Source organism: Stutzerimonas kunmingensis (assembly GCF_900114065.1).
In the GTDB taxonomy this organism is placed as follows: domain Bacteria; phylum Pseudomonadota; class Gammaproteobacteria; order Pseudomonadales; family Pseudomonadaceae; genus Stutzerimonas; species Stutzerimonas kunmingensis.
On the sequence record NZ_FORS01000002.1, the window covers coordinates 353,844 to 375,936 of the forward strand.

At 58.7% G+C, this 22,093-nt stretch carries 19 protein-coding genes and 3 tRNA genes; 15 read left to right on the plus strand and 7 right to left on the minus strand.

Features of this window, described 5'->3' with window-relative positions; genetic code table 11:
• Positions 1-69 precede the first annotated feature (69 nt).
• On the minus strand, positions 70-888 hold the full coding sequence (gene ppsR / locus BM275_RS06100; protein ID WP_090520025.1) for a posphoenolpyruvate synthetase regulatory kinase/phosphorylase PpsR: 819 nt from the start codon (positions 886-888) through the stop codon (positions 70-72).
• 154 nt (positions 889-1,042) lie between these two features.
• On the opposite strand from ppsR, the gene ppsA reads away from it, so the two are divergent.
• The 7 genes from ppsA (at position 1,043) to BM275_RS06135 (ending at position 8,039) form a co-directional block, all read left to right on the plus strand.
• The gene (gene ppsA / locus BM275_RS06105; protein ID WP_090520027.1) at positions 1,043-3,412 is read left to right on the plus strand and encodes a phosphoenolpyruvate synthase; all 2,370 of its coding nucleotides are present in this window, start codon (positions 1,043-1,045) and stop codon (positions 3,410-3,412) included.
• 168 nt (positions 3,413-3,580) lie between these two features.
• Positions 3,581-4,069 (plus strand): ribonuclease E activity regulator RraA, encoded by a 489-nt coding sequence (rraA, locus tag BM275_RS06110; protein ID WP_003284590.1) that lies wholly within the window; start codon positions 3,581-3,583, stop codon positions 4,067-4,069.
• A gap of 84 nt (positions 4,070-4,153) precedes the next feature.
• Entirely contained in the window at positions 4,154-5,149 is a 996-nt protein-coding gene (locus tag BM275_RS06115) for a zinc transporter ZntB (RefSeq protein WP_058064565.1), read from the plus strand.
• A 56-nt stretch (positions 5,150-5,205) separates the two neighbouring features.
• The gene (locus BM275_RS06120) at positions 5,206-5,448 is read left to right on the plus strand and encodes a hypothetical protein (RefSeq protein WP_003284594.1); all 243 of its coding nucleotides are present in this window, start codon (positions 5,206-5,208) and stop codon (positions 5,446-5,448) included.
• A 2-nt stretch (positions 5,449-5,450) separates the two neighbouring features.
• Positions 5,451-6,275 carry a mechanosensitive ion channel family protein gene (locus BM275_RS06125; RefSeq protein WP_090520029.1) on the plus strand — a complete coding sequence of 275 codons (825 nt, stop codon included), beginning with the start codon at positions 5,451-5,453 and terminating at the stop codon, positions 6,273-6,275.
• Positions 6,276-6,359: 84 nt separating this feature from the next.
• Positions 6,360-6,950, plus strand: coding sequence for an RNA polymerase sigma factor SigX (gene sigX / locus BM275_RS06130; protein WP_058064567.1), 591 nt, complete (start codon positions 6,360-6,362; stop codon positions 6,948-6,950).
• Positions 6,951-7,049: 99 nt separating this feature from the next.
• On the plus strand, positions 7,050-8,039 hold the full coding sequence (locus BM275_RS06135) for an OmpA family protein (RefSeq protein WP_058064568.1): 990 nt from the start codon (positions 7,050-7,052) through the stop codon (positions 8,037-8,039).
• 263 nt (positions 8,040-8,302) lie between these two features.
• On the opposite strand, the gene acnB is transcribed toward BM275_RS06135, so the two are convergent.
• Complete coding sequence (gene acnB / locus BM275_RS06140) at positions 8,303-10,912, minus strand: bifunctional aconitate hydratase 2/2-methylisocitrate dehydratase (RefSeq protein ID WP_090520031.1); 2,610 nt, start codon at positions 10,910-10,912, stop codon at positions 8,303-8,305.
• 407 nt (positions 10,913-11,319) lie between these two features.
• Between acnB and BM275_RS06145 the strand changes: the two genes are divergently transcribed.
• Positions 11,320-11,796 (plus strand): DUF1289 domain-containing protein, encoded by a 477-nt coding sequence (locus tag BM275_RS06145; RefSeq protein ID WP_031297307.1) that lies wholly within the window; start codon positions 11,320-11,322, stop codon positions 11,794-11,796.
• 41 nt (positions 11,797-11,837) lie between these two features.
• Here the strand turns inward: BM275_RS06145 and BM275_RS06150 are convergent, their stop codons facing one another.
• Entirely contained in the window at positions 11,838-12,698 is an 861-nt protein-coding gene (locus BM275_RS06150) for a universal stress protein (RefSeq protein ID WP_041014010.1), read from the minus strand.
• Between the two features lie 178 nt (positions 12,699-12,876).
• On the opposite strand from BM275_RS06150, the gene BM275_RS06155 reads away from it, so the two are divergent.
• Positions 12,877-13,482 (plus strand): MiaE family protein, encoded by a 606-nt coding sequence (locus BM275_RS06155; protein ID WP_090520034.1) that lies wholly within the window; start codon positions 12,877-12,879, stop codon positions 13,480-13,482.
• On the opposite strand, the gene lpxH is transcribed toward BM275_RS06155, so the two are convergent.
• Complete coding sequence (lpxH, locus tag BM275_RS06160; protein ID WP_090520036.1) at positions 13,479-14,201, minus strand: UDP-2,3-diacylglucosamine diphosphatase; 723 nt, start codon at positions 14,199-14,201, stop codon at positions 13,479-13,481. The genes BM275_RS06155 and lpxH overlap by 4 nt on opposite strands.
• 6 nt (positions 14,202-14,207) lie before the next feature.
• Positions 14,208-14,702, minus strand: coding sequence for a peptidylprolyl isomerase (locus tag BM275_RS06165; protein ID WP_003300175.1), 495 nt, complete (start codon positions 14,700-14,702; stop codon positions 14,208-14,210).
• A 202-nt stretch (positions 14,703-14,904) separates the two neighbouring features.
• Between BM275_RS06165 and BM275_RS06170 the strand changes: the two genes are divergently transcribed.
• Complete coding sequence (locus BM275_RS06170; RefSeq protein WP_014820301.1) at positions 14,905-16,572, plus strand: glutamine--tRNA ligase/YqeY domain fusion protein; 1,668 nt, start codon at positions 14,905-14,907, stop codon at positions 16,570-16,572.
• Positions 16,572-17,957, plus strand: coding sequence for a cysteine--tRNA ligase (gene cysS, locus BM275_RS06175; protein WP_046619547.1), 1,386 nt, complete (start codon positions 16,572-16,574; stop codon positions 17,955-17,957). Before BM275_RS06170 ends, cysS begins: the two co-directional genes overlap by 1 nt.
• A 60-nt stretch (positions 17,958-18,017) precedes the next feature.
• Here the strand turns inward: cysS and folD are convergent, their stop codons facing one another.
• A complete protein-coding gene (gene folD, locus BM275_RS06180; RefSeq protein WP_090520038.1) occupies positions 18,018-18,872 on the minus strand; it encodes a bifunctional methylenetetrahydrofolate dehydrogenase/methenyltetrahydrofolate cyclohydrolase FolD in 855 nt (284 codons plus the stop codon).
• A gap of 273 nt (positions 18,873-19,145) precedes the next feature.
• On the opposite strand from folD, the gene BM275_RS06185 reads away from it, so the two are divergent.
• The 3 genes from BM275_RS06185 to BM275_RS06195 all read left to right on the plus strand — a co-directional run bounded on the left by BM275_RS06185 (position 19,146) and on the right by BM275_RS06195 (position 19,467).
• Positions 19,146-19,222: transfer RNA gene (locus tag BM275_RS06185), tRNA-Arg, on the plus strand.
• Between the two features lie 32 nt (positions 19,223-19,254).
• Positions 19,255-19,330: transfer RNA gene (locus tag BM275_RS06190), tRNA-His, on the plus strand.
• A gap of 52 nt (positions 19,331-19,382) precedes the next feature.
• Positions 19,383-19,467: transfer RNA gene (locus tag BM275_RS06195), tRNA-Leu, on the plus strand.
• A gap of 141 nt (positions 19,468-19,608) precedes the next feature.
• Here the strand turns inward: BM275_RS06195 and BM275_RS06200 are convergent.
• Positions 19,609-21,036 carry a hypothetical protein gene (locus BM275_RS06200; protein ID WP_090520040.1) on the minus strand — a complete coding sequence of 476 codons (1,428 nt, stop codon included), beginning with the start codon at positions 21,034-21,036 and terminating at the stop codon, positions 19,609-19,611.
• Between the two features lie 338 nt (positions 21,037-21,374).
• Here BM275_RS06200 and BM275_RS06205 point away from each other — a divergent pair, with 338 nt between their 5' ends.
• The gene (locus tag BM275_RS06205) at positions 21,375-22,091 is read left to right on the plus strand and encodes a FadR/GntR family transcriptional regulator (protein ID WP_090520044.1); all 717 of its coding nucleotides are present in this window, start codon (positions 21,375-21,377) and stop codon (positions 22,089-22,091) included.
• Positions 22,092-22,093 lie beyond the last annotated feature (2 nt).

Consider the following 22,093-nt stretch of genomic DNA (forward strand, 5'->3'; position numbering starts at 1 on the left):
AATTCTTCCGGCTGAAAAACGCAAAAAGTCCGCACCAAGCGGACTTTTTGTTGTCTAGCGAAGCGGCACTTATTTGAGTCGACGCTCGACGCCTTTCTCCACGAGGATCTTTGCAGAGATTTCCTCGACGGAGAAATGGGTCGAGTTGATGTAGTTGATGTTCTCGCGGCGGAACAGGCTTTCCACCTCGCGGACTTCGAATTCGCACTGAGCGAAGCTGGCATAACGACTGTTGGGTTTGCGTTCGTGGCGAATGGCGGCCAGGCGATCCGGGTCGATGGTCAAGCCGAACAGTTTGTCCTTGTACTCCTTGAGGGCGCTCGGCAACTGCAGGCGCTCCATGTCGTCCTCGGTCAAGGGGTAGTTGGCAGCGCGGATGCCGTACTGCATCGCCATATACAAGCAGGTCGGTGTTTTGCCGCAGCGGGAAACGCCGACGAGGATGAGGTCCGCCTTGTCGTAGTAGCGAGTGCGGGCGCCGTCATCGTTATCGAGGGCGAAGTTAACCGCCTCGATACGCTCCATGTAATTGGCGTTGTGGCTGATGGAGTGGGATTTACCAACGGAGTAGGAGGAACGTGACATCAGCTCATGTTCCAACGGCGCAAGAAAGGAAGAGAAGATGTCGATCATGAAGCCATTGGATTCGGCCAGAATGTCACGGATTTCCAGGTTCACCAAGGTGTCGAAGATGATCGGCCGGCCACCGTCCTTTTCCGCGGCATTATTGATTTGCTGTACCATGGCCCGCGCTTTTTCGGCGGTGTCTATGTATGGGCGGGTCAGCTTCGTGAAGGTAATGTTCTCGAACTGTGCCAGAAGACTCTGGCCCAGGGTTTCCGCGGTGATGCCTGTGCCGTCAGAAATGAAGAAAGCAGTTCGTTTCATGTGCCTTGGGCCTTAAGTCGAGAACGGTTCCCAGCTATAGTAGGCCCTTCGCCGAGCCCGGTTGGCGGGCATTGTTACTTATTTTGCAGGGTCGGGCCACAGTCGTGCGGCCAGGCTCCGGTTGAGTTTCCAACACTAATGTGGAGAGATCACCTTGGTAGAGTACGTAGTTTCCCTCGATAAGCTCGGCAATCATGACGTCGAGCGTGTAGGGGGCAAGAACGCCTCCCTCGGCGAGATGATCAGCAACCTCGCTGGCGCGGGTGTTTCGGTGCCTGGCGGTTTCGCCACTACGGCCCAGGCCTATCGTGATTTCATGGAGCTCAGCGGTCTCAACGAGCAGATCCATGCGCTTCTCGATGCGCTGGACGTGGATGACGTCAATGCCCTCGCCAAAGCCGGCGCGCAGATTCGCGGCTGGGTGATGGAAGCTGAATTCCCGCCTCAACTGGATGCCGACATCCGCACCGCATTCGCGGAAATGTCTGGCGGCAATGACAACATGGCGGTCGCGGTACGCTCCTCGGCCACCGCCGAAGACCTGCCGGACGCCTCCTTCGCGGGCCAGCAGGAAACCTTCCTCAATATACGCGGCGTGGACAACGTGATCCGCGCAACCAAGGAAGTGTTCGCCTCGCTGTTCAACGACCGTGCGATTGCCTATCGCGTGCACCAGGGCTTCGATCACAAGCTGGTTGCTCTGTCCGCCGGCGTGCAGCGCATGGTGCGTTCGGAAACCGGCACTGCAGGTGTCATGTTCACTTTGGACACCGAATCCGGCTTCCGCGGCGTGGTGTTCATCACCGGCGCCTACGGCCTGGGTGAGACTGTCGTTCAGGGCGCGGTCAATCCGGACGAATTCTATGTCCACAAGCACACGCTGGAAGCCGGTCGCCCGGCAATCCTGCGCCGCAACCTGGGCAGCAAGGCAATCAAGATGGTGTACGGCGCCGAGGCCAGCGCCGGCAAGTCGGTCAAGACGGTCGACGTCGACCAGGCCGATCGCATGCGCTTCTGTCTGACCGACGAAGAAGTGACCAGCCTCGCCAAGCAGGCCATGACCATCGAGAAGCACTACGGGCGCCCGATGGACATCGAGTGGGCCAAAGATGGCGACGACAACCAGTTGTATATCGTCCAGGCACGTCCGGAAACCGTTAAGAGCCGCAGCAGCGCCAATGTCATGGAGCGCTACCTGCTGAAGGAAAAAGGCACCGTGCTGGTCGAAGGTCGTGCCATCGGTCAGCGAATCGGCGCCGGCCCGGTCAAGGTCATCCACGACGTCAGCGAAATGGATAAGGTTCAGCCGGGTGATGTGCTGGTTTCCGACATGACCGACCCGGATTGGGAACCGGTGATGAAGCGCGCCAGCGCCATCGTCACCAACCGTGGCGGGCGCACCTGCCACGCGGCGATCATCGCCCGCGAGCTGGGGATTCCGGCGGTCGTGGGTTGCGGTAATGCCACCGAGTTGCTGAAGGACGGTCAGCGCGTGACCGTTTCCTGCGCCGAAGGCGACACCGGTCTGATCTTCGATGGGGAGCTGGGCTTCGACATTCGTCAGAACTCCATCGACGCCATGCCGGAACTGCCGTTCAAGATCATGATGAACGTCGGCAACCCGGACCGCGCCTTCGACTTTGCGCACCTGCCGAACGAGGGTGTCGGCCTGGCCCGCCTCGAATTCATCATCAACCGAATGATCGGCGTGCACCCCAAGGCGCTATTGAACTTCGACGGCCTGCCCGCCGACGTGAAGAGCAGCGTCGAGAAGCGCATTGCCGGTTATGACGATCCGGTCAACTTCTATGTCGAGAAGCTGGTTGAGGGCGTCAGTACCCTGGCCGCTGCCTTTTGGCCGAAAAAGGTCATCGTGCGCCTGTCGGACTTCAAGTCCAACGAATACGCCAATCTGATCGGTGGCAAGCTGTACGAGCCGGAAGAAGAGAACCCGATGCTGGGCTTCCGCGGTGCATCGCGCTACATCAGCGATTCCTTCCGTGACTGCTTCGAGCTCGAGTGCCGTGCGATGCGCAAGGTACGCGATGTGATGGGCCTTACGAACGTCGAACTTATGGTGCCATTCGTCCGCACCCTGGGCGAGGCGTCGCAGGTCATCGACATTCTTGGGCAATTCGGTCTCAAGCGCGGCGAGAATGGTCTGCGCATCATCATGATGTGCGAGCTGCCGTCCAACGCCCTGTTGGCCGATGAATTCTTGGAATTCTTTGATGGTTTCTCCATCGGCTCGAATGACATGACCCAGCTGACGCTAGGCCTGGACCGTGACTCCGGTATCATCGCCCACTTGTTCGACGAGCGTAATCCGGCGGTGAAGAAGTTGCTGGCTAATGCCATCCAGGCATGCAACAAGGCCGGCAAATACATTGGCATCTGCGGGCAAGGCCCATCGGATCACCCGGATCTGGCCAAGTGGCTGATGGAGCAGGGCATTGAAAGCGTGTCCCTGAACCCGGACTCGGTTCTCGATACCTGGTTCTTCCTGGCTGACCGCGAGATCTGACGGCTCAGGCTGTGGCAAAACGGGGCGCAAGCCCCGTTTTCGTTGGTGCTTAATCATCGTCGGCTCGGCAGTCCCGTTTTCGTGGTTTACGCGTAGCGGCTAAGATGTCGCGCCAATGGCTTTAAGACTGGACGTTCGCCCGTAATTTCCAAGCAGAAGGAGCTTCCCATGCAATACGTCACGCCTGATCTGTGCGATGCCTACCCGGACCTGGTGCAGGTTGTCGAACCGTTGTTCAGCAACTTCGGTGGCCGCGACTCCTTCGGTGGAGAGATCGTGACTATCAAGTGCTTCGAAGATAATTCACTGGTCAAGGACCAGGTCGATGTCGATGGAACCGGCAAGGTGTTGGTGGTCGATGGTGGCGGTTCGCTACGTCGCGCGTTGCTGGGCGACATGCTTGCAGAGAAAGCGGCACGCAACGGCTGGGAAGGTCTGGTCATCTATGGTTGTGTGCGAGATGTCGATGTCCTTGCGCAGACAGACCTTGGCGTTCAGGCACTAGCCAGTCATCCGATGAAAACCGACAAGCGCGGCATCGGTGATCTCAATGTTCCAGTCACGTTCTGTGGCGTGACGTTCCGTCCTGGTGAATATGTGTATGCCGATAACAACGGCATCATTGTCTCTCCCGAGCCTCTCAGCATGCCGGAGTGATGCAGGCTGCAATTGACGGATGCCTTGTCATTCTTCTGAGCCCGGCCATGCCGGGCTTTTTATGGGCTACGACGGAACAGATTGATGCAGGAAACTGAAAGCGAGCAGCGTGGCCTTATCCACGCGTTCGTCCTTGACGGCAGCGGTGGAGCCCGGCAAATCAGCTATGGCGGCCTGACGAGCTTGCGGCTTGCTGGTAACGAAAGCCTTTGGCTGCACTGGGATCGTAGCCAGCCGCACGCACAGGATTGGCTGCGAACACAAAGCGGCCTGAGTGCTTTCGCTTGTGATGTGTTGCTCGAAGAAAATACGCGGCCGCGCATGCTGGCCTTGCCACAGGAAGAGCTGCTGCTGTTTCTTCGCGGGGTAAACCTGAATCCTGAGGCAGAGCCAGAGGATATGGTGTCCGTGCGCGTATTCGCTGATCGACAGCGAGTTATCTCTCTGCGGCTCAGGCCATTACGCTCCACGGAAGTAGTGATCCAGCAGCTGTTGGAAGGCAGGGGGCCTAAATCTGCTTCTGAGCTCCTGTTGTTTCTAGCCGAAGCCATGACTGATCGTGTCGATGATTTTGTCACGCAACTGGCCGAGCGCATTGATGCGGAAGAGGAGGAGATCGATGCGAATGAGCGGTATGCCCCCGAGCACCACTTGTTGCTATCCCTGCGGCGACAGGCAGCGAGTCTGCGACGCTTTCTGCAGCCTCAACGCGAGCTGTACGGGCAGCTGACCCGCAACCGGTTGAGCTGGTTCGCGGACGACGACACAGAGTACTGGAATGAGCTCAGCAACCGGCTCATCCGCTATCTGGAAGAGCTCGACATGGTTCGAGAACGAGTCAATCTGGTACTTGAGTCGGAGCACCGCAGGCTCAACGAGCGGATGAATCGTACGATGTATCTACTTGCTATCATCACCGGCTTTTTTCTGCCGCTGAGTTTCCTGACAGGGCTGCTTGGAATAAACGTCGGAGGTATCCCAGGCTCCGAATTCCCTTACGGTTTTGTCGTGGCTTGCTTGCTGATCGGCGGTATTGCGTTGCTGCAGTGGTGGATTCTGCGCCGTATGCGTTGGCTCTGAATGTGACTTACACCGGGGCATAGACCGTCTAGCCGACATACTTTAGCGAGGTTTGCATGCGCGATCCCTTTGAAGAATCCCTGCGCGACCTGCTCAACAAGCCCTCTGTCCATGACGATGACGCTTGTCTGGGTCGCGTTCTCAAGACTGCCAACCGCCAAGTGGGCGCTGGCGACCTGTTCTCCCTGATTGGGCACTGGCTGGAAGCATTAATGATTGCCATAAACAGCGGTTCGCGGCACCTCGCCCCGGTCTCTCGCCGCGAAGATCCCATTCGTTCGTTCGATAAGGCTGATTGATCATGGAATTCAATCCCTGGACCCAAAGTCTTCTTTCGGCGATGAGCTCGCTCTGGGCTTCTGTCGCGGCCTTCATTCCGAGATTGTTCGGCGCATTGGTCGTCGTTCTGCTCGGTTTTATTGTGGCCAAGTTACTCGATACGTTGCTGTCCAAAGTGTTGGCCAAAGTGGGTCTGGATCGCCTGATGGCGGGCACCGGTCTGACCAAGTTGTTGAGCCGGGCTGGAATACGCATTCCCGTCTCCGCGCTGATTGGTAAGGTCGTCTACTGGTTCGTTCTACTGATATTTCTGGTATCGGCCGCTGAATCGCTGGGGCTGGAGCGAGTGTCTGCAACGCTCGATATGTTGGCGCTTTATGTGCCCAAGGTCTTTGGCGCCGCGCTGATTCTGCTGGCCGGTGTCTTGCTGGCTCAGTTGCTAAGTGGCCTCGTTCGCGGCGCGGCAGAAGGGGTTGGACTCGACTACGCCAACGGTCTTGCGCGCATGGCGCAGGGGCTGGTGATCATCATCAGTATCTCCGTCGCAATTGGTCAGCTTGAGGTCAAGACCGAGCTACTCAACTACGTCATTGCCATCGTGCTCATTACTGTTGGTCTGGCCGTGGCGCTGGCCTTCGGTCTCGGCAGCCGTGAGCTTGTGGCACAAATACTGGCAGGGGTTTATGTTCGAGAGCTTTACGAAGTAGGGCAGCGAGTGCGGCTGGAGGATGTCGAAGGGCAGATCGAGGAGATCGGAACAGTCAAAACACTGCTGCTTACCGATGACGGAGAGCTGACTTCGGTGGCCAACAAAGTGCTGCTCGAGCAGCGCGTTGGCAGCCGTTAAGCGTGCGTTTCTGGTAAAGTACGACGCCTTTTTTCCGGTTTCCATAAATGGCGGCCGTGATTTTGACTGCCGGCTCGAAGCGTCTTGACTAAAACCTCATCGTCCATTTCGCGCTACGACCCTCGCCAGCTCACCGATGAAGAGCTGGTGCAGCACGCCCATGTCGAGCTATTTCATATAACGCGCGCTTATGAAGAACTCATGCGGCGATATCAGCGTACACTGTTCAACGTATGCTCACGCTATTTGGGAAACGAGCGAGACGCCGATGATGTATGTCAGGAGGTCATGCTCAAGGTTCTTTATGGCTTAAAGAACTTTGAAGGCAAATCTAAATTCAAAACCTGGCTATACAGCATCACTTATAACGAATGTATTACTCAATATCGCAAAGAACGCCGTAAGAGACGCCTGTTGGATGCCCTGAGCCTGGATCCGCTTGAGGAAGCGTCTGAGGACAAGGCACCAAAGGTTGAAGAAAAGGCGGGGCTTGATCGTTGGCTTGTACATGTCAACCCGATTGATCGAGAGATATTGGTGTTGCGTTTTGTTGCCGAATTAGAGTTCCAAGAAATCGCAGATATCATGCACATGGGTTTGAGCGCTACGAAGATGCGCTACAAGCGGGCACTGGATAAGCTGCGGGAAAATTTTTCCGATCAAACTGAAACTTAATCTAGGAAAATTGTCTTATACCTTGCGAACAGCTTGGGCATACAGACAGCCGGTTTCCTTAGATTGTTCTGATTCTAACCACCAGATGGGGATTTACGGATGAAACTTAAAAACACCTTAGGCGTCGTTATCGGTTCGATGGTTGCCGCCACTTCTTTTAGCGCGCTGGCCCAAGGACAGGGTGCCGTAGAGGTGGAAGCGTTCGGTAAGCATTACTTCACCGATAGCTCGCGTGATGTTCAGCGTGACGGCGAGCTCTACGGCGCTGGCGTCAGCTACTTCCTGACCGACGACGTTTCGTTGGGTCTCTCCTATGGCGAATATCACGACCTGACCTCCAAGGATCCGGTTGATGGTGGCGGCCACAAGAAAATCAAGGGCAGCCTGACTTCCCTTGATGCTGCCTACCACTTCGGTGCTCCGGGTGTGGGTCTGCGTCCTTACGTTTCCGCTGGCGTAGCTCACCAGAGCATCGGCCAGGCTGACCGTGGCGGTCGTGATCGCAGCACCTTCGCAAACGTTGGTACCGGTCTGAAGTACTACTTCACCGAGAACTTCTTCGCCAAGGCTAGCGTTGATGGCATGTACAACATTGATGCAGACGAAGGCGAGTGGATGGCTGGCGTCGGCGTTGGTCTGAACTTCGGCGGCGGTGCTCGTCAGGTTGCGGCAGTCGAGCCGACTCCAGAGCCGGCCCCGGCTCCGATCGTCGACACTGAGCCGGAACCCGCCCCGGAGCTGGTGCGTGTTGAGCTGGACGTCAAGTTCGACTTCGACAAATCCCGCGTTCGTGAAGAAAGCTACAGCGACATCAAAAACCTCGCTGACTTCATGCAGCAGTACCCGCAGACCAACACTACCGTTGAAGGTCACACTGACTCCGTCGGTACCGACCAGTATAACCAGCGTCTGTCCGAGCGTCGTGCCGAAGCAGTCCGCAACGTTCTGGTCAACGAGTACGGTGTTGAAGGTGGTCGCGTGAACTCCGTAGGTTACGGTGAGTCCCGTCCGGTTGCCGATAACGCTACCGAGGAAGGTCGTCAGATCAATCGTCGCGTTGAAGCCGAAGTAGAAGCTCAGGTTCAGTAATCTGAGTTAGCTACACCGAGAAGAGCCCGGCTAGCCCGGGCTTTTCTTTGCCCGCAGAAAAGTAATAGGTGTGTGGCTGTCCTTCAGCGCGATGATGGCTTGCTGCTGCGGTGCTGTAATGAAAGGCTGTCCGGCCGATAGCACGCGTGGCGGTGCTTGGCTATTAGCAGTCGCGCTGGCAACAGGTTAAAGGCAAGGTCGAAGGAAAGTCGCGCATAAAAAACCCCGCCGAAGCGGGGTTTTCTGATTGCCTTACCGCGTCATCAGACTTCGACGACCTTGATCTTTGCCTTCTCCGCAGCGTCGCGGAATTCAGCGATCTGATCGAAAGACAGGTAGCGATAGATGTCGGCAGCCATGCTGTCGATGTTCTTCGCGTACTCCATATACTCCTCGACGGTCGGCAGTTTGCCGGTGATGGACGCTACTGCCGCCAGCTCGGCCGAAGCCAGGTAGACGTTGGTGGCATCACCCAGACGGTTCGGGAAGTTACGAGTGGAGGTAGAGACCACGGTGGAACCGGTTTGCACGCGAGCCTGGTTACCCATGCACAGCGAGCAACCCGGCATTTCCATGCGCGCGCCAGCCTTGCCGTAGATGCCGTAGTAGCCTTCTTCGGTCAGCTGGTGGGCATCCATCTTGGTAGGCGGAGCCAGCCACAGGCGAGTCGGGATACCGCCCTTGACCTTGTCCAGCAACTTGCCTGCAGCGCGGAAGTGACCAATGTTGGTCATGCAGGAGCCGATGAAGACCTCGTCGATCTTCTCGCCAGCTACGGTGGACAGCAGGCGAGCGTCATCCGGATCGTTTGGAGCGCAGAGCACAGGCTCTTTGACTTCGGACAGGTCGATCTCGATCACGGCAGCGTATTCGGCGTCCTTGTCGGCTTCGAGCAGCTTCGGATCAGCGATCCAGGCTTCCATCGCTTGAGCACGACGCTCCAGAGTGCGCGCATCGCCATAGCCCTCGCTGATCATCCAGCGCAGCATGGTGATGTTGGAGCGGAGGTACTCGGCAATCGAGTCTTCCGGCAGCTTGATGGTGCAACCGGCAGCTGAACGCTCGGCGGAGGCGTCGGACAGTTCGAACGCTTGCTCGACGGTCAGCTGGTTGAGGCCTTCGATCTCGAGGATGCGGCCGGAGAAGATGTTCTTCTTGCCTTTCTTCTCGACAGTCAGCAGACCTTGCTGAATGGCGTAGTAGGGGATGGCATGAACCAGGTCGCGCAGGGTAATACCCGGTTGCATCTGGCCTTTGAAGCGCACCAGCACCGATTCCGGCATGTCCAGCGGCATAACGCCGGTGGCAGCAGCAAATGCGACCAGACCAGAGCCGGCCGGGAACGAGATGCCGATCGGGAAGCGGGTGTGAGAGTCACCGCCGGTACCAACGGTATCGGGCAGCAGCATGCGGTTCAGCCAGCTGTGGATAATGCCGTCACCTGGGCGCAGGGAAACGCCACTGCGGTTCATGATGAAGTCCGGCAGGGTGTGGTGGGTGTTGACGTCGATCGGCTTTGGATATGCAGCTGTGTGGCAGAACGACTGCATGACCAGATCGGCGGAGAAGCCCAGGCAAGCCAGATCCTTCAGCTCGTCGCGAGTCATCGGGCCAGTGGTGTCCTGGGAGCCGACGGTGGTCATCTTCGGTTCGCAGTAGGTGCCCGGACGAACGCCCTTGCCTTCCGGCAAGCCGCAGGCGCGACCGACCATCTTCTGCGCGAGGGTGAAACCTTTGCCACTGTCAGTCGGCGCTTCCGGCTTCTTGAACAGGGTGGACGGTGCCAGACCCAGCTCGGCGCGGGCCTTCTCGGTCAGGCCGCGGCCGATGATCAGCGGAATACGACCGCCAGCACGGACTTCGTCCAGCAGGACGTCGGTCTTCAGTTCGAAAGTGGTGACGACTTCATCGGTGCCATGCTTGCAAACCTTGCCAGCGTATGGATAGACGTCGATCACGTCGCCCATGGCCAGGTTGCTGCAGTCGAATTCGATCGGCAGGGCACCGGCATCTTCCATGGTGTTGTAGAAGATCGGGGCGATCTTTGTGCCGAAGCAGAAGCCACCAGCGCGCTTGTTCGGCACGTTCGGGATGTCGTCACCGAAGAACCAAAGCACGGAGTTGGTGGCCGACTTGCGCGAGGAGCCGGTACCAACCACGTCGCCGACGTAAGCAACTGGGAAGCCCTTAGCTTTCAGTTCTTCCATCTGCTTGATTGGGCCGACCGAGCCCGGTACGTCCGGGTTGATGCCTTCACGGGCCATTTTCAGCATGGCCAGCGCGTGCAGCGGGATGTCAGGGCGCGACCAGGCGTCTGGAGCAGGCGACAGATCGTCGGTGTTGGTTTCGCCAGTGACCTTGAATACGGACAGGGAAACTTTTTCGGCAACTGCCGGGCGGTTGGTGAACCACTCGCCTTCGGCCCAGGACTGCATCACAGCCTTGGCATGCTCGTTACCGGCCTTGGCTTTTTCGGCCACGTCGTGGAAAGCGTCGAACATCAGCAGGGTGTGCTTCAGTTGCTCGGCGGCAACAGCGGCCAGTTCGGCGTTATCCAGCAGCTCGACCAGAGTGGCGATGTTGTAGCCGCCCTGCATGGTGCCCAGCAGTTCGACAGCGCGCTGCTTGCTCAGCAATGGCGAGGAGGTTTCACCTTTGGCTAGGGCGGACAGGAAGCCGGCCTTGACGTAGGCGGCTTCGTCGACGCCAGCGGGGACGCGGTTGGTGATCAGGTCAACGAGGAATTCTTCTTCGCCGGCTGGCGGATTCTTCAGCAGCTCAACCAGGCCTGCGGTTTGCTCGGCGTTCAGCGGCTGGGGCACGACGCCCTGGGCGGCACGCTCTTCTACGTGTTTGCGATAGGCTTCAAGCACAGTTTTTACCCTCATCATTGGTCCCTTGGGTGTTTCGGGACGCGCATCCGGAAGCTGTTTTCAAAGTTTTACGCCGGGCGGGCGAGGCCGGATGGGCAGGGTAAAGATAAATCTGCGCATCCGGTACGCAGCCGGTTCAACTGTGCTCGTGACGCTTTGAAAACAGCTTCGTATGGAATGTGGCGCCAAAAACGGCGGGCCGATACTACTGGAAATGGCCCCAAAAGTTAAGTCGAGCGCCAGCGGCGGCCGCCGCCAAGGCTTCGTGAGCTTGCGTGAAAAGATTTCGCTCGGGCCCGCGGGGCCTGGGCTTGCGGCGGCGCAAGAGGGGTCCACGCTTGAAACAAGGATGACCCTGGTAGGACAAAAGTCTAAGATGCTCGGCCCGCCATCAACCTGCTTTGGTCATGTCCTCACAGCGCATCAAAACCCCTTGCATTGGTCTGTGCTCGACGGTGTACGGCGATATCGTCTGCCGTGGGTGCAAGCGATTCCATCATGAGGTGGTTAACTGGAACGCCTATGGCGAAGAGGAAAAGCGGGCGGTATGGCGGCGTCTGGAAATCCTCCTGGCGCAGGTCATGACGGCCAAACTCGAAGTGTTCGATGCTCAGCTGTTGCGCCAGCAGCTGGAGGCTCGGCAGATCCGCTTTGTAGTGGAGCAGTCTCCCTACTGCTGGGCCTATCAGTTGATCGCGCGCGGTGCGCGGCTGATTCAGCAGCTCGAAGCCTATGGCGTTGCTTTGCTACCCGAATTCCGTGATCGACCGCTGCCTGAACTGCGCGACGCGATCGATCAGGAGTTCTTCCTGCTTTCCGAGGCTCATTACGAGCGCTACATCGCGCCACGCTTTCTAGCGGAAGGTATCGACTTTAGAGTCTGATGAAGCCCGCGGGCCAGCGCTTTCGTTCGGAGCGGTCTGACTCAGTGGCGAACCAGGTCTTCGAGGTGATCGATGATGTCGTTGGGCTTGAGTACCAGGACATCGCTTTCCAGCGTGTCGAGCACCACCTCGGCAGTGTTACCCATCAGTGCGCCAGAGAATCCGGTCCTTGCCACTGTGCCAATCACTGTGACGACGGCCTTGAGCTGGTGGCAAACGCGCGGAATCAGCGCATCGGCAGGGCCTTCCTCGACATGTAGCTGAGCGTCAGGAATCTGAAACTCTTCCTGGAACTGCTTGCAGGCATCTCTATACCGAGCTTCGATGGTTTCCTTGAGTTGGAACGCCGGGTCGGCGGCGGAAAGCATCGCTGAAGGATGCGCACTGATGACGTGCAGCTTGCCGTCGGCGAGGCTGGCGATCTCGTAGCCGTGATTGATGATGGTCGCGTGCAGCGTGCGGTGTTCCAGATCGGCGTTGCCGACGTCCACCGCGGCGAGAATGTTTCCACCTGTCCATGGCTTGTCGGTTTTCACCATCAGCACCGGGCTGGGGCAATAACGCAGCAGCTTCCAGTCCTCGGGAGTGAGCAGGGCGCGCTTGAGGGGGTTGTCCGGCACGTGCTGCTTGACGACTAACCCGCAACCTTCGGCCTGCTGCACGTTGATGATGGTCTGATGGATGCTCTCGTGCCACGCCTGCTGGGTGGACACCTGATGGCCCTCGCTAGCCAGCTGTTCGCTCAGTGCGGTCAGGTGGGCACCGTGGTCGTGCTTGGTATCGCACACCAGCAGGTGCAGGCGGGACTGGCTGACACTTGCGATCAGTCGCGCACGTTTGAGTGCCAGCTCTTGCGGCTGGTTCGGGTCAATTACCACGAGGATGCAGCGAATGGCTTGCATGATCGGCTCCATTTCCAGATTCAGGTTGGTCAACTATAGACAAGCCTGCGATGCCGGCCGTGATGTATATCAAGCAAGGCTGGCTGCTCCGCGCGGCATTCGCAATAATGCCCGTCCGGTGTCCGGCGGTGCCATTTAACTGTCGGCTTATTAAGTTCCTGAATATGCAAGGCTAGACATGCTTCCTGATCTCAACGAATTCCTCGGTTGTGCCACACCCGCCGCATGGGTGGATGCAGCGTTGCAGAATCAGGATGTGATGCTCATCGATCATGGAAACTGCGAGAAGAAGGCGGCAGGTGCGGCGTTCCAGTTGATGTTCCGCTACGTTGACAAACCGGACCTGCAGAACAAGATGTCGCGCCTCGCCCGTGCGGAGCTGCGTCATTTCGAGCAGGTACTGGCAATCGTTCGCCGACGTGAGATCCAGCTGCGGAACGTTGGGTCGTCACGCTATGTAGCCGGCCTGCGTGAACTCGTACGCAATCATGAGCCGTACCGGCTGACTGATACGCTTGTGATCGGTGCCTTTATCGAGGCACGCTCCTGTGAGCGTTTCGCCATGTTGGTGCCGCATCTGGATGAGGAGCTGGGCAAGTTCTATCACGGGCTGCTCAAGTCGGAAGCGCGGCACTTTCAGGACTATCTCAAGCTGGCGTACCAATATGGCGATGCGGCCGATGTCGATGCGGCGATCATTCGGGTACGTGAACGCGAGCGCGAACTCATCGAAAGCCCGGACGCCGAGTTTCGCTTTCACAGCGGCGTGCCGCTGGCGGCTTAGTTCAGATCGAACGGGGCTTGCTGAAAGCCGCTCTCGTCGGCCTGTAGCGCCCAGCCTTGCTGGTCCCAGTCGCCGAGCACGATGCGCCGTGCCGGGCGGCCGTCGACTTCCAGTTCGTGTGTCGCGGGGCGATGGGTGTGGCCATGGATCAGGGTCCGCACGCCATGCTCGGCGAGTACTCGAGGGATCAGCTCCGGGGTGACATCGATGATGTCCGAAGCCTTCATGCGCGTCTGGGTGCGACTTTCATTGCGCAGCTTGCGCGCGAGTTTTCGGCGAGTGGACAGCGGCAGATTACGCAGGATGAACAGGCTGAGCGGATTGCGCAGCAAACGCCGTAGCCGCATGTAGCCTTCGTCGCGGGTGCACAGGCTGTCGCCATGCATCAGAAGGACGCGCTCACCGCCGAGCTCGACCACACTCGGGTCGCCCAGCAGCGTACAGCCAGCCGCGCGGCAGAAGCCCTTGCCCAGCATGAAGTCACGGTTGCCGTGCATCAGGTAAATGCGCGTACCGCGTTCGCTCAGGGCGCGTAACGCGTCGGCGATCGATTGCTGGAAGGGTGTTATGGCATCGTCGCCGATCCAGACCTCAAAAAAGTCGCCGAGTATGTACAGCGCTTCGGCCTGGCACGCGCGAGTGGCGAGAAAATGCAGAAACGCCCGGGTAATGTCCGGGCGTTCCTCTTCCAGGTGCAGATCGGAGATCAGCAGGATCACTCGCGATTACTCGACGATTTCCGCTTTCTCGATCACCACGTCTTCCACTGGAACGTCCTGGTGACCGGATTTCATGGTGGTCGCCACGGCTTTGATCTTCTCGACCACGTCCATGCCTTCGGTCACCTCGCCGAACACGGCGTAACCCCAGCCCTGAACGGTTGGCGCGCTGTGGTCGAGGAAGTCGTTGTCCTTCACGTTGATGAAGAACTGCGCGGAGGCAGAGTGCGGCTCCATGGTGCGGGCCATGGCCAGGGTACCGGTCTTGTTCGACAGGCCGTTGTTGGCCTCGTTCTTGATAGGGGCGCGAGTCGGCTTCTGCTTCATGCCAGACTCGAAACCGCCGCCCTGGATCATGAAGTTGCTGATCACGCGGTGGAAGATGGTGCCGTCGTAGTGACCGCTCTTCACGTATTCCTTGAAGTTGGCAGTGGTTTCCGGTGCCTTGTCTTCGAACAGGTTGACGGTGATGACGCCGTAGTTGGTGTGCAGTTTGATCATCGGGGAGAGATTCCGTTTTCGTGGGGCTGGCCAAGTGCGGGACAGGCCGCTGCAAGGGTCGTCGTACCGAATGCCGTCAGGCGCTGATGGCAGTGCCGCCTTGGGCGCATTGCTCTGTCAGGGGGTTGACGGGTCCGCTATGATAAGCGCTTTGATTTGGTCGGCCTACCCTGAGCCGCACTCGCTGATCGTTAAGGACATCATGAGCAAGCCCGAGACTCCCGCCGCTAGCAACTTTCTCCGTCCGATCGTCCAGGCCGACCTGGACTCCGGCAAGCACGCCAAGATCGTCACCCGCTTCCCGCCTGAGCCCAATGGCTATCTGCATATCGGCCACGCCAAATCGATCTGCCTGAATTTCGGCCTGGCGAAGGAGTTCGGTGGCGAGTGCAACCTGCGCTTCGATGACACCAACCCGGCCAAGGAAGACCAGGAGTACATCGACGCCATCAAGAGTGATGTCGAATGGCTGGGCTTTCAGTGGGCGGGCGAGGAGCGCTATGCCTCCAACTATTTCGATCAGCTGCACGAGTGGGCCGTCCATCTGATCAAGGCGGGCAAGGCCTATGTCTGTGATCTGACGCCTGAGCAAGCGCGTGAGTATCGCGGCAGCCTGACCGAGCCCGGAAAGAACAGTCCGTTCCGCGAGCGGTCGGTGGAGGAAAACCTCGATCTCTTCGCGCGCATGAAAGCCGGTGAATTCCCGGATGGTGCCCGTGCGCTGCGGGCGAAGATCGACATGGCTTCGCCCAACATGAACCTGCGCGACCCGATCCTCTATCGTATTCGCCATGCGCACCATCACCAGACCGGCGACAAGTGGTGCATCTACCCCAGCTACGATTTCACCCATGGTCAGTCGGATGCCATCGAGGGCATCACGCATTCGATCTGCACATTGGAATTCGAGGATCACCGGCCGCTGTACGAGTGGTTCCTGGCCAACTTGCCGGTGCCGGCGCAGCCGCGTCAGTACGAATTCGCCCGCCTCAACCTGAACTACACCATCACCAGCAAGCGCAAGCTCAAGCAGCTGGTCGATGAGAAGCACGTGAACGGCTGGGACGATCCGAGGATGTCGACGCTTTCTGGCTTTCGTCGTCGAGGTTACACCCCGGCGTCGATCCGCAATTTCTGCGACATGATCGGTGTGAATCGCGCCGGTGGCGTCGTCGACATCGGCATGCTGGAGTTCGCCATCCGCGAAGATCTTGATGCCAATGCAGCCCGTGCGATGTGCGTGCTCAAGCCGCTCAAGGTGGTGATTACCAACTACCCGGAAGGCCAGGTCGAGAACCTCGAGCTGCCGCGCCATCCCAAGCAGGATATGGGTGTGCGGGTGCTGCCATTCAGCCGGGAACTCTACATCGACGCCGGCGACTTCGAGGAAGTCCCTCCGGCTGGGTTCAAACGCTTGATTCCGGGCGGCGAAGTGCGCCTGCGCGGCAGCTACGTCATTCGTGCCGATGAAGCCGTGAAGGATGATCAGGGCAATATCGTCGAGCTGCGCTGTTCCTATGACGAGAACACCCTCGGCAAGAATCCGGAGGGGCGCAAGGTCAAGGGCGTCATCCACTGGGTGCCGGCCGCCGAGAGCGTCGAGTGCGAGGTGCGTCTGTACGATCGCCTGTTCCGCTCGGCCAATCCGGAAAAGGACGAGGAGGGCGGTAGCTTCCTCGACAACATCAATCTGGAGTCGCTGGTTGTGCTCAAGGGGTGCCGTGCCGAGCCGTCGCTGGCCAGTGCCGAACCTGAAGAGCGGTTCCAGTTTGAACGCGAAGGCTATTTCTGCGCCGACATGAAGGACAGCAAGCCGGGCGCTCCCGTGTTCAACCGCACCGTCACGCTGCGTGACTCCTGGGGTCAATGATGGCGCTGTCGATCTACAACACGCTGACCAAGACCAAGGAAGCGTTCCGCCCGCTGGAAGGCAACAAGGTGCGTATGTACGTCTGTGGCATGACGGTCTATGACTTCTGCCACATCGGTCATGCACGCGTGATGGTCGCGTTCGACGTGGTCACCCGTTGGCTGCGCCACCGCGGCTACGACGTGACCTACGTGCGTAACATCACCGACATCGACGATAAGATCATCCGCCGTGCCAGCGAGAACGGTGAGCCGTTCCAGGCGCTGGTCGAGAGGATGATCGCCGCCATGCACGACGACGAGACCCGCCTCAACGTACTGCGTCCGGATATCGAGCCACGTGCGACTGACCATATCGCCGGCATGCACACGATGATCCAGACGCTCATCGACAAGGGCTTCGCCTATGCGCCGGGCAATGGTGATGTCTATTACCGGGTCGGCAAGTTCGTCGGTTACGGCAAGCTGTCGCGGCGCAAGATCGAGGACCTGAAGATCGGCGCGCGCATCGAGGTCGATGAGGCGAAGGAAGATCCACTGGATTTCGTACTGTGGAAGGGTGCCAAGCCGGGTGAGCCGAGCTGGGATTCGCCCTGGGGTGCCGGTCGTCCGGGCTGGCATATCGAATGCTCGGTGATGTCGACCTGCTGCCTAGGCGAGACCTTCGACATTCATGGCGGTGGTCCGGACCTGGTGTTCCCGCACCATGAGAACGAGATTGCCCAAAGTGAAGCAGCCACTGGCAAGCAGTACGCCAATGCCTGGATGCACGCCGGCGCGGTGCGTGTCGATGGCGAGAAGATGTCCAAGAGCCTGGGCAACTTCTTCACCATTCGGGAAGTGCTGGAAAAGTACCATCCTGAGGTCGTGCGCTATCTGCTGGTTTCCAGCCACTATCGCAGCCCAATCAACTACTCCGAAGACAGCCTGCGCGAGGCCAAGGGCGCTCTGGAGCGCTTCTACAACGGCCTCAAGGGCCTGCCTGAGGCGACGCCGGGCGGTGGCGACGAGTTCATCGCGCGCTTCGGCGTGGCGATGGACGACGACTTCAACTCGCCGGAAGCCTGCGCGGTGCTGTTCGAGATGATCCGTGAGGTGAACCGTCTGCGTGAGTCTGATCTGGCCGCAGCTGCGGCGTTGGCTGCACGTCTCAAGGAGCTGGCGGGCGTATTGGGCGTGCTGCAGCTTGAGCCTGAAGCCTTCCTGCAAGCTGGTGCGGCGGGCAAGGTCGATGCCTCCGAGGTCGAGGCGTTGATCGCTGCGCGCCTCACGGCTCGAGCTGAAAAGAACTGGGCCGAATCCGATCGTATCCGCGACCAGCTCACCGCGATGGGGGTGGTGCTGGAGGATGGCAAAGGCGGAACGACATGGCGTCTTGCTGAATAAAAGGGACGGCGTAATCAAAAACGGCACCGAAAGGTGCCGTTCTTGTTTTACTCGCAGTAGTTATCGATGCAAATGTTCGGCGGCGTGCAGTGTATTTTCCAGCAGGCAGGCTCGGGTCATCGGACCTACTCCACCCGGAACCGGAGTGATCCAGGCGGCGCGTTCGCTGGCTGGTCCGAATTCAACGTCGCCCAGCAGGCGCCCGTCGGCCTGACGATTGATGCCCACATCGATGACGATCGCCCCAGGCTTGATCCACTCACCCTTTACCAGGCCGGTGATACCGGTCGCTACCACGACCAGATCAGCTCGGCGAACGTGCTCTTCGAGGTTGCGGGTGAAGCGATGGGTCACGGTGGTGGTGCAGCCAGCCAAGAGCAGTTCCAGCGCCATCGGGCGACCGACAATGTTGGATGCGCCCACGACGACCGCGTCCAGACCGTGCAGATCGACACCGGTGCTCTCCAGCAGCGTGATGATCCCCTTTGGCGTGCAGGGGCGTAGCAGCGGCATGCGTTGCGCGAGACGACCGACGTTATAGGGGTGGAAGCCGTCCACATCCTTGTCCGGACGGATGCGCTGGAGCAATTGCGAAGCATCGAGGTGTTTTGGCAGCGGCAGTTGCACAAGGATGCCGTCGATGGAGGCGTCGTCGTTGAGCTGATCGATCAGCGCAAGAAGATCTTCCTGGCGAGTATCGCTCGGCAGGTCATGGGCCACGGAATTGAAGCCCACCTCCTCGCAATCCTTGCGCTTGTGCGCCACGTAAACCTGGGAGGCTGGGTCGCTGCCTACCAGAATTACGGCGAGGCCGGGAGCGCGAAGCCCTTGGGCGCGGCGTTCGGCAACACGACCGGAGATCTGTTGGCGAATGTTGGCAGCAATCGTTTTACCGTCGATCAGTTTTGCGGTCATGACGCTTGGTTAACCATTGGAGAGGACTTGGAAAGGGCGCGTATTCTCGCATGTCGCAGCGATGTGGCAAAGGCGAAGCAGCTACCGGCACCTGTAACTCCTTTATCTAACTGAAATTTTTTTGAATTTGCTGTTGACGAGTGTTTGGAGCCTCTATAACATTCGCCCCGCTTGTCGAGCACAGCCTGCTGCTGGGTAAGATGGCTTTCGAAGAGGGTTACTTCTTCAATAGCCGGAGCTTCAAGTCTGCGCTCCGAACAGAATGCAGACAAAGCGCCCGTAGCTCAGCTGGATAGAGCATCCGCCTTCTAAGCGGATGGTCGCAGGTTCGAGTCCTGCCGGGTGCGCCATTTCGGGCTCTGGCACAAGCAAATGCAATATGGTGGGCGTAGCTCAGTTGGTAGAGCACAGGATTGTGGCTCCTGGTGTCGAGGGTTCGATCCCCTTCGTCCACCCCATATTCCAGAAAGCGCCAGGCATTGCCTGGCGTTTTCGTTTAAGCCCTGCTTGGCGGACGTGGTGAAATTGGTAGACACACCAGATTTAGGTTCTGGCGCCGCAAGGTGTGAGAGTTCGAGTCTCTCCGTCCGCACCATTTCATGATTTCGAAGCTTTGCAAGAAGAATCGAAAATCTCTAAAAGCCCCGTAACAGGGGCTTTTTTGTGTCTGCTGTTGTAACACGTGAGGCTACGCACGATGCCTTGCAGCGCAGACGGCGGAGGTTGATGGTACTGATCATCCTCGCCGCCACAGACGACTCAATCGATGCCATGCGGGGCGTTGTAGCTCAGGTGGTTCAGGCCAGTGGGCCTTCTTGCTTTCGCATTGCACGATGCCGTTGGTACCGAGCCTCAGGCGCCAGCGCTGGGCCGATGGAAAATGCTCACCGGGATTGGTGTGCAACAGCAGCAGGTTGTAGTCGTGCTGCTTCTCGATGGGGTGGGCTTGAACTGAACCTTTGCTGCCATCGCTGGCGGAATCATCTTCGTCGGCCAGGACAAACAATTTGTTGTCCCTCGCCTGGATCATCGCGCAAAGCTGTTCGCAATCCAGCGTGAGCCGCTCCCGAATCTCGTCGTGCTCCAATGCTGCGTTGTCCAGACTCAGCAGCACGCGATAGCAGATGATCTGCCGCTCCTCGTTGGTGGCCCATTTGCCGGAGTGTTCCCGAACCAGGGGCGGTAGATCCGCCAGCTTGCGGTAGTCGAGCCAGACCCGTTGCTGCGCGAGCAACTTCCGGGTGTAGGGCATGAACAGGCGAATCTTCCAGCGCGGCTTGCCTTTGCGTAGTCTGCGGGTGATGGCGGTGATCATGTCGTCGCGCAGCAGATCACGGACGGCGTAGACCAGCGCTATCACAAGCAGAAGAGTGAGCGAGAGTTTCTCGCTGGCGTCGCGCGCATTGAACAGGAAGTAGGTGAAGAGCGACATGATCAGCATCGTCGACGCCGCTTTGACCAGCTTGTGAGTGCCGGCGCCCAACTGCGTAACCTTCGAACGCAGCAGTACTGGGTACTCCAGCAGCCGGTGATATAGCGCCATGCGGTTCCATATGCGTGTCGGGGTGCCGTGGAAGTCGCTCAGGTACTCGCGCTCCTTACGGTATCTGTGTTCCTGGTGCAGGAACTCCGCCACTGATTGCTTGAGTTCCTCGTCGAGGGCCGCGTAGCCCTCGAGGGTCATGCTTTCCAGCAAGAATTGCTCGGCATGCCACGAGAAATAGATGTCCATCTGGCGGAAGTAGCGCTGTTGGTTGCTCTGCTTTGGGCTGGACTTGCGCAGGCGTTGCGCGAAGTTCTGGCTGAGCCGCAGGGCGCGCGCTACGGGCTCTGCCACAGCTTCGGACGTGAGCATCTGCTGGCGCAACCGCTCCATTGAAGCCTGGTACTGGAAGAACCAGGAGCCGTACATGATTTCGTAGTGCGGTGAGAGCAGCACGAAGGATTGGTCAGCCTTGCTGATGCGGTCCTTCGATGGCATGCCAAGCAGCCCGAAACTGTGCGTTAGGGTGGTAAAGAAAAACTGCTCTTCCGACAGGGTCCAGGCCGACAGGTTGCTCTCGTGCGGGGTGAACAGATACAGCTCGATCTTGTGCCGTCCAGGCTGCTTCAGCGTGCGGGTCAGCTGCAGGCGGAAATCACCTTTGCGCTTGAGCGAAAACACGGAACCCCCAAATGACAATAAAACGTGGCCAGCTTAGCAAGCTTTGCTAGCAGGTACGCGAGGCTGGCTTCTGCCTGAGCACGGCTCTGCCGGGAAGCCTTGCGCACAGCCCCTTTTACCTGTCCCAGGCTATGCAACAACGCGAGGATAACTGCTCGCCGCATTCGCAAGTCTGCTAGCCACCGCAGCGCCCTCGCTGCACTCCGGGCAACACGCTCGTCTGCCGCGGCTTACGGCAGCCGCGGATGACAACGAAATGATCGATTGAAGCATCTAATTGTGTACCGGATAAAATTCATCCTATGATTGAAACATAGGATGAATTGGAAGGTGATCATATGTCGCTGCAGTACACCTCGCGCTCGTCACTTGTAGAACGGGTAATCGAGCAAATGCGGTCGCAGATCAATGCTGGCGAATGGACGCCGGGTATGCGAATTCCTACCGAAAGCCAGCTCAGCAACTCTTTAGGTGTTGGCAGAAATACCGTCAGAGAGGCAGTGCGAGCGCTGGTTCATACCGGGGTGCTGGAGGTCCGCCAGGGTGCGGGGACGTTCGTACTCTCCAGTCGAGACCCGTCTGGATTACTCCAGCGCCTAGATCACGCCGCGCTGCATGACCAGCTCGAAGTCCGACGCGCGCTGGAGGTCGAAGCTGCGCGTCTGGCTGCGTCGCGGCGCACGGTTGAGGACCTGCAAACGATACGTGACGCTCTCGGAGCGCGAGGGACCTGGACCGATGACGCCTCACTTGAAGCGTTCGTCGAACGAGATGCCGATTTTCATCTGAGCATCGTCCGCGCCAGCCACAACGCCACGCTGTTGGAAATGTATCAGTTCTTCTGGGCGGGTCTGCAGAACACCATCGCCAAGACGGAGGGCGAGCAGCAGCTCCCGGAACCCACCTATGCAGCACACGCAGCTGTCTATGACGCCATAGCCCGCGGTTGTCCCGAGCAGGCTGCCATAGCGGCCAGCGAGCTATTGACTCCGGCGCTCGAAACGCTGGCCAGTACGCTGGAAACCGATTCTCGAAACGTGGACACAAGGGAGTAGAA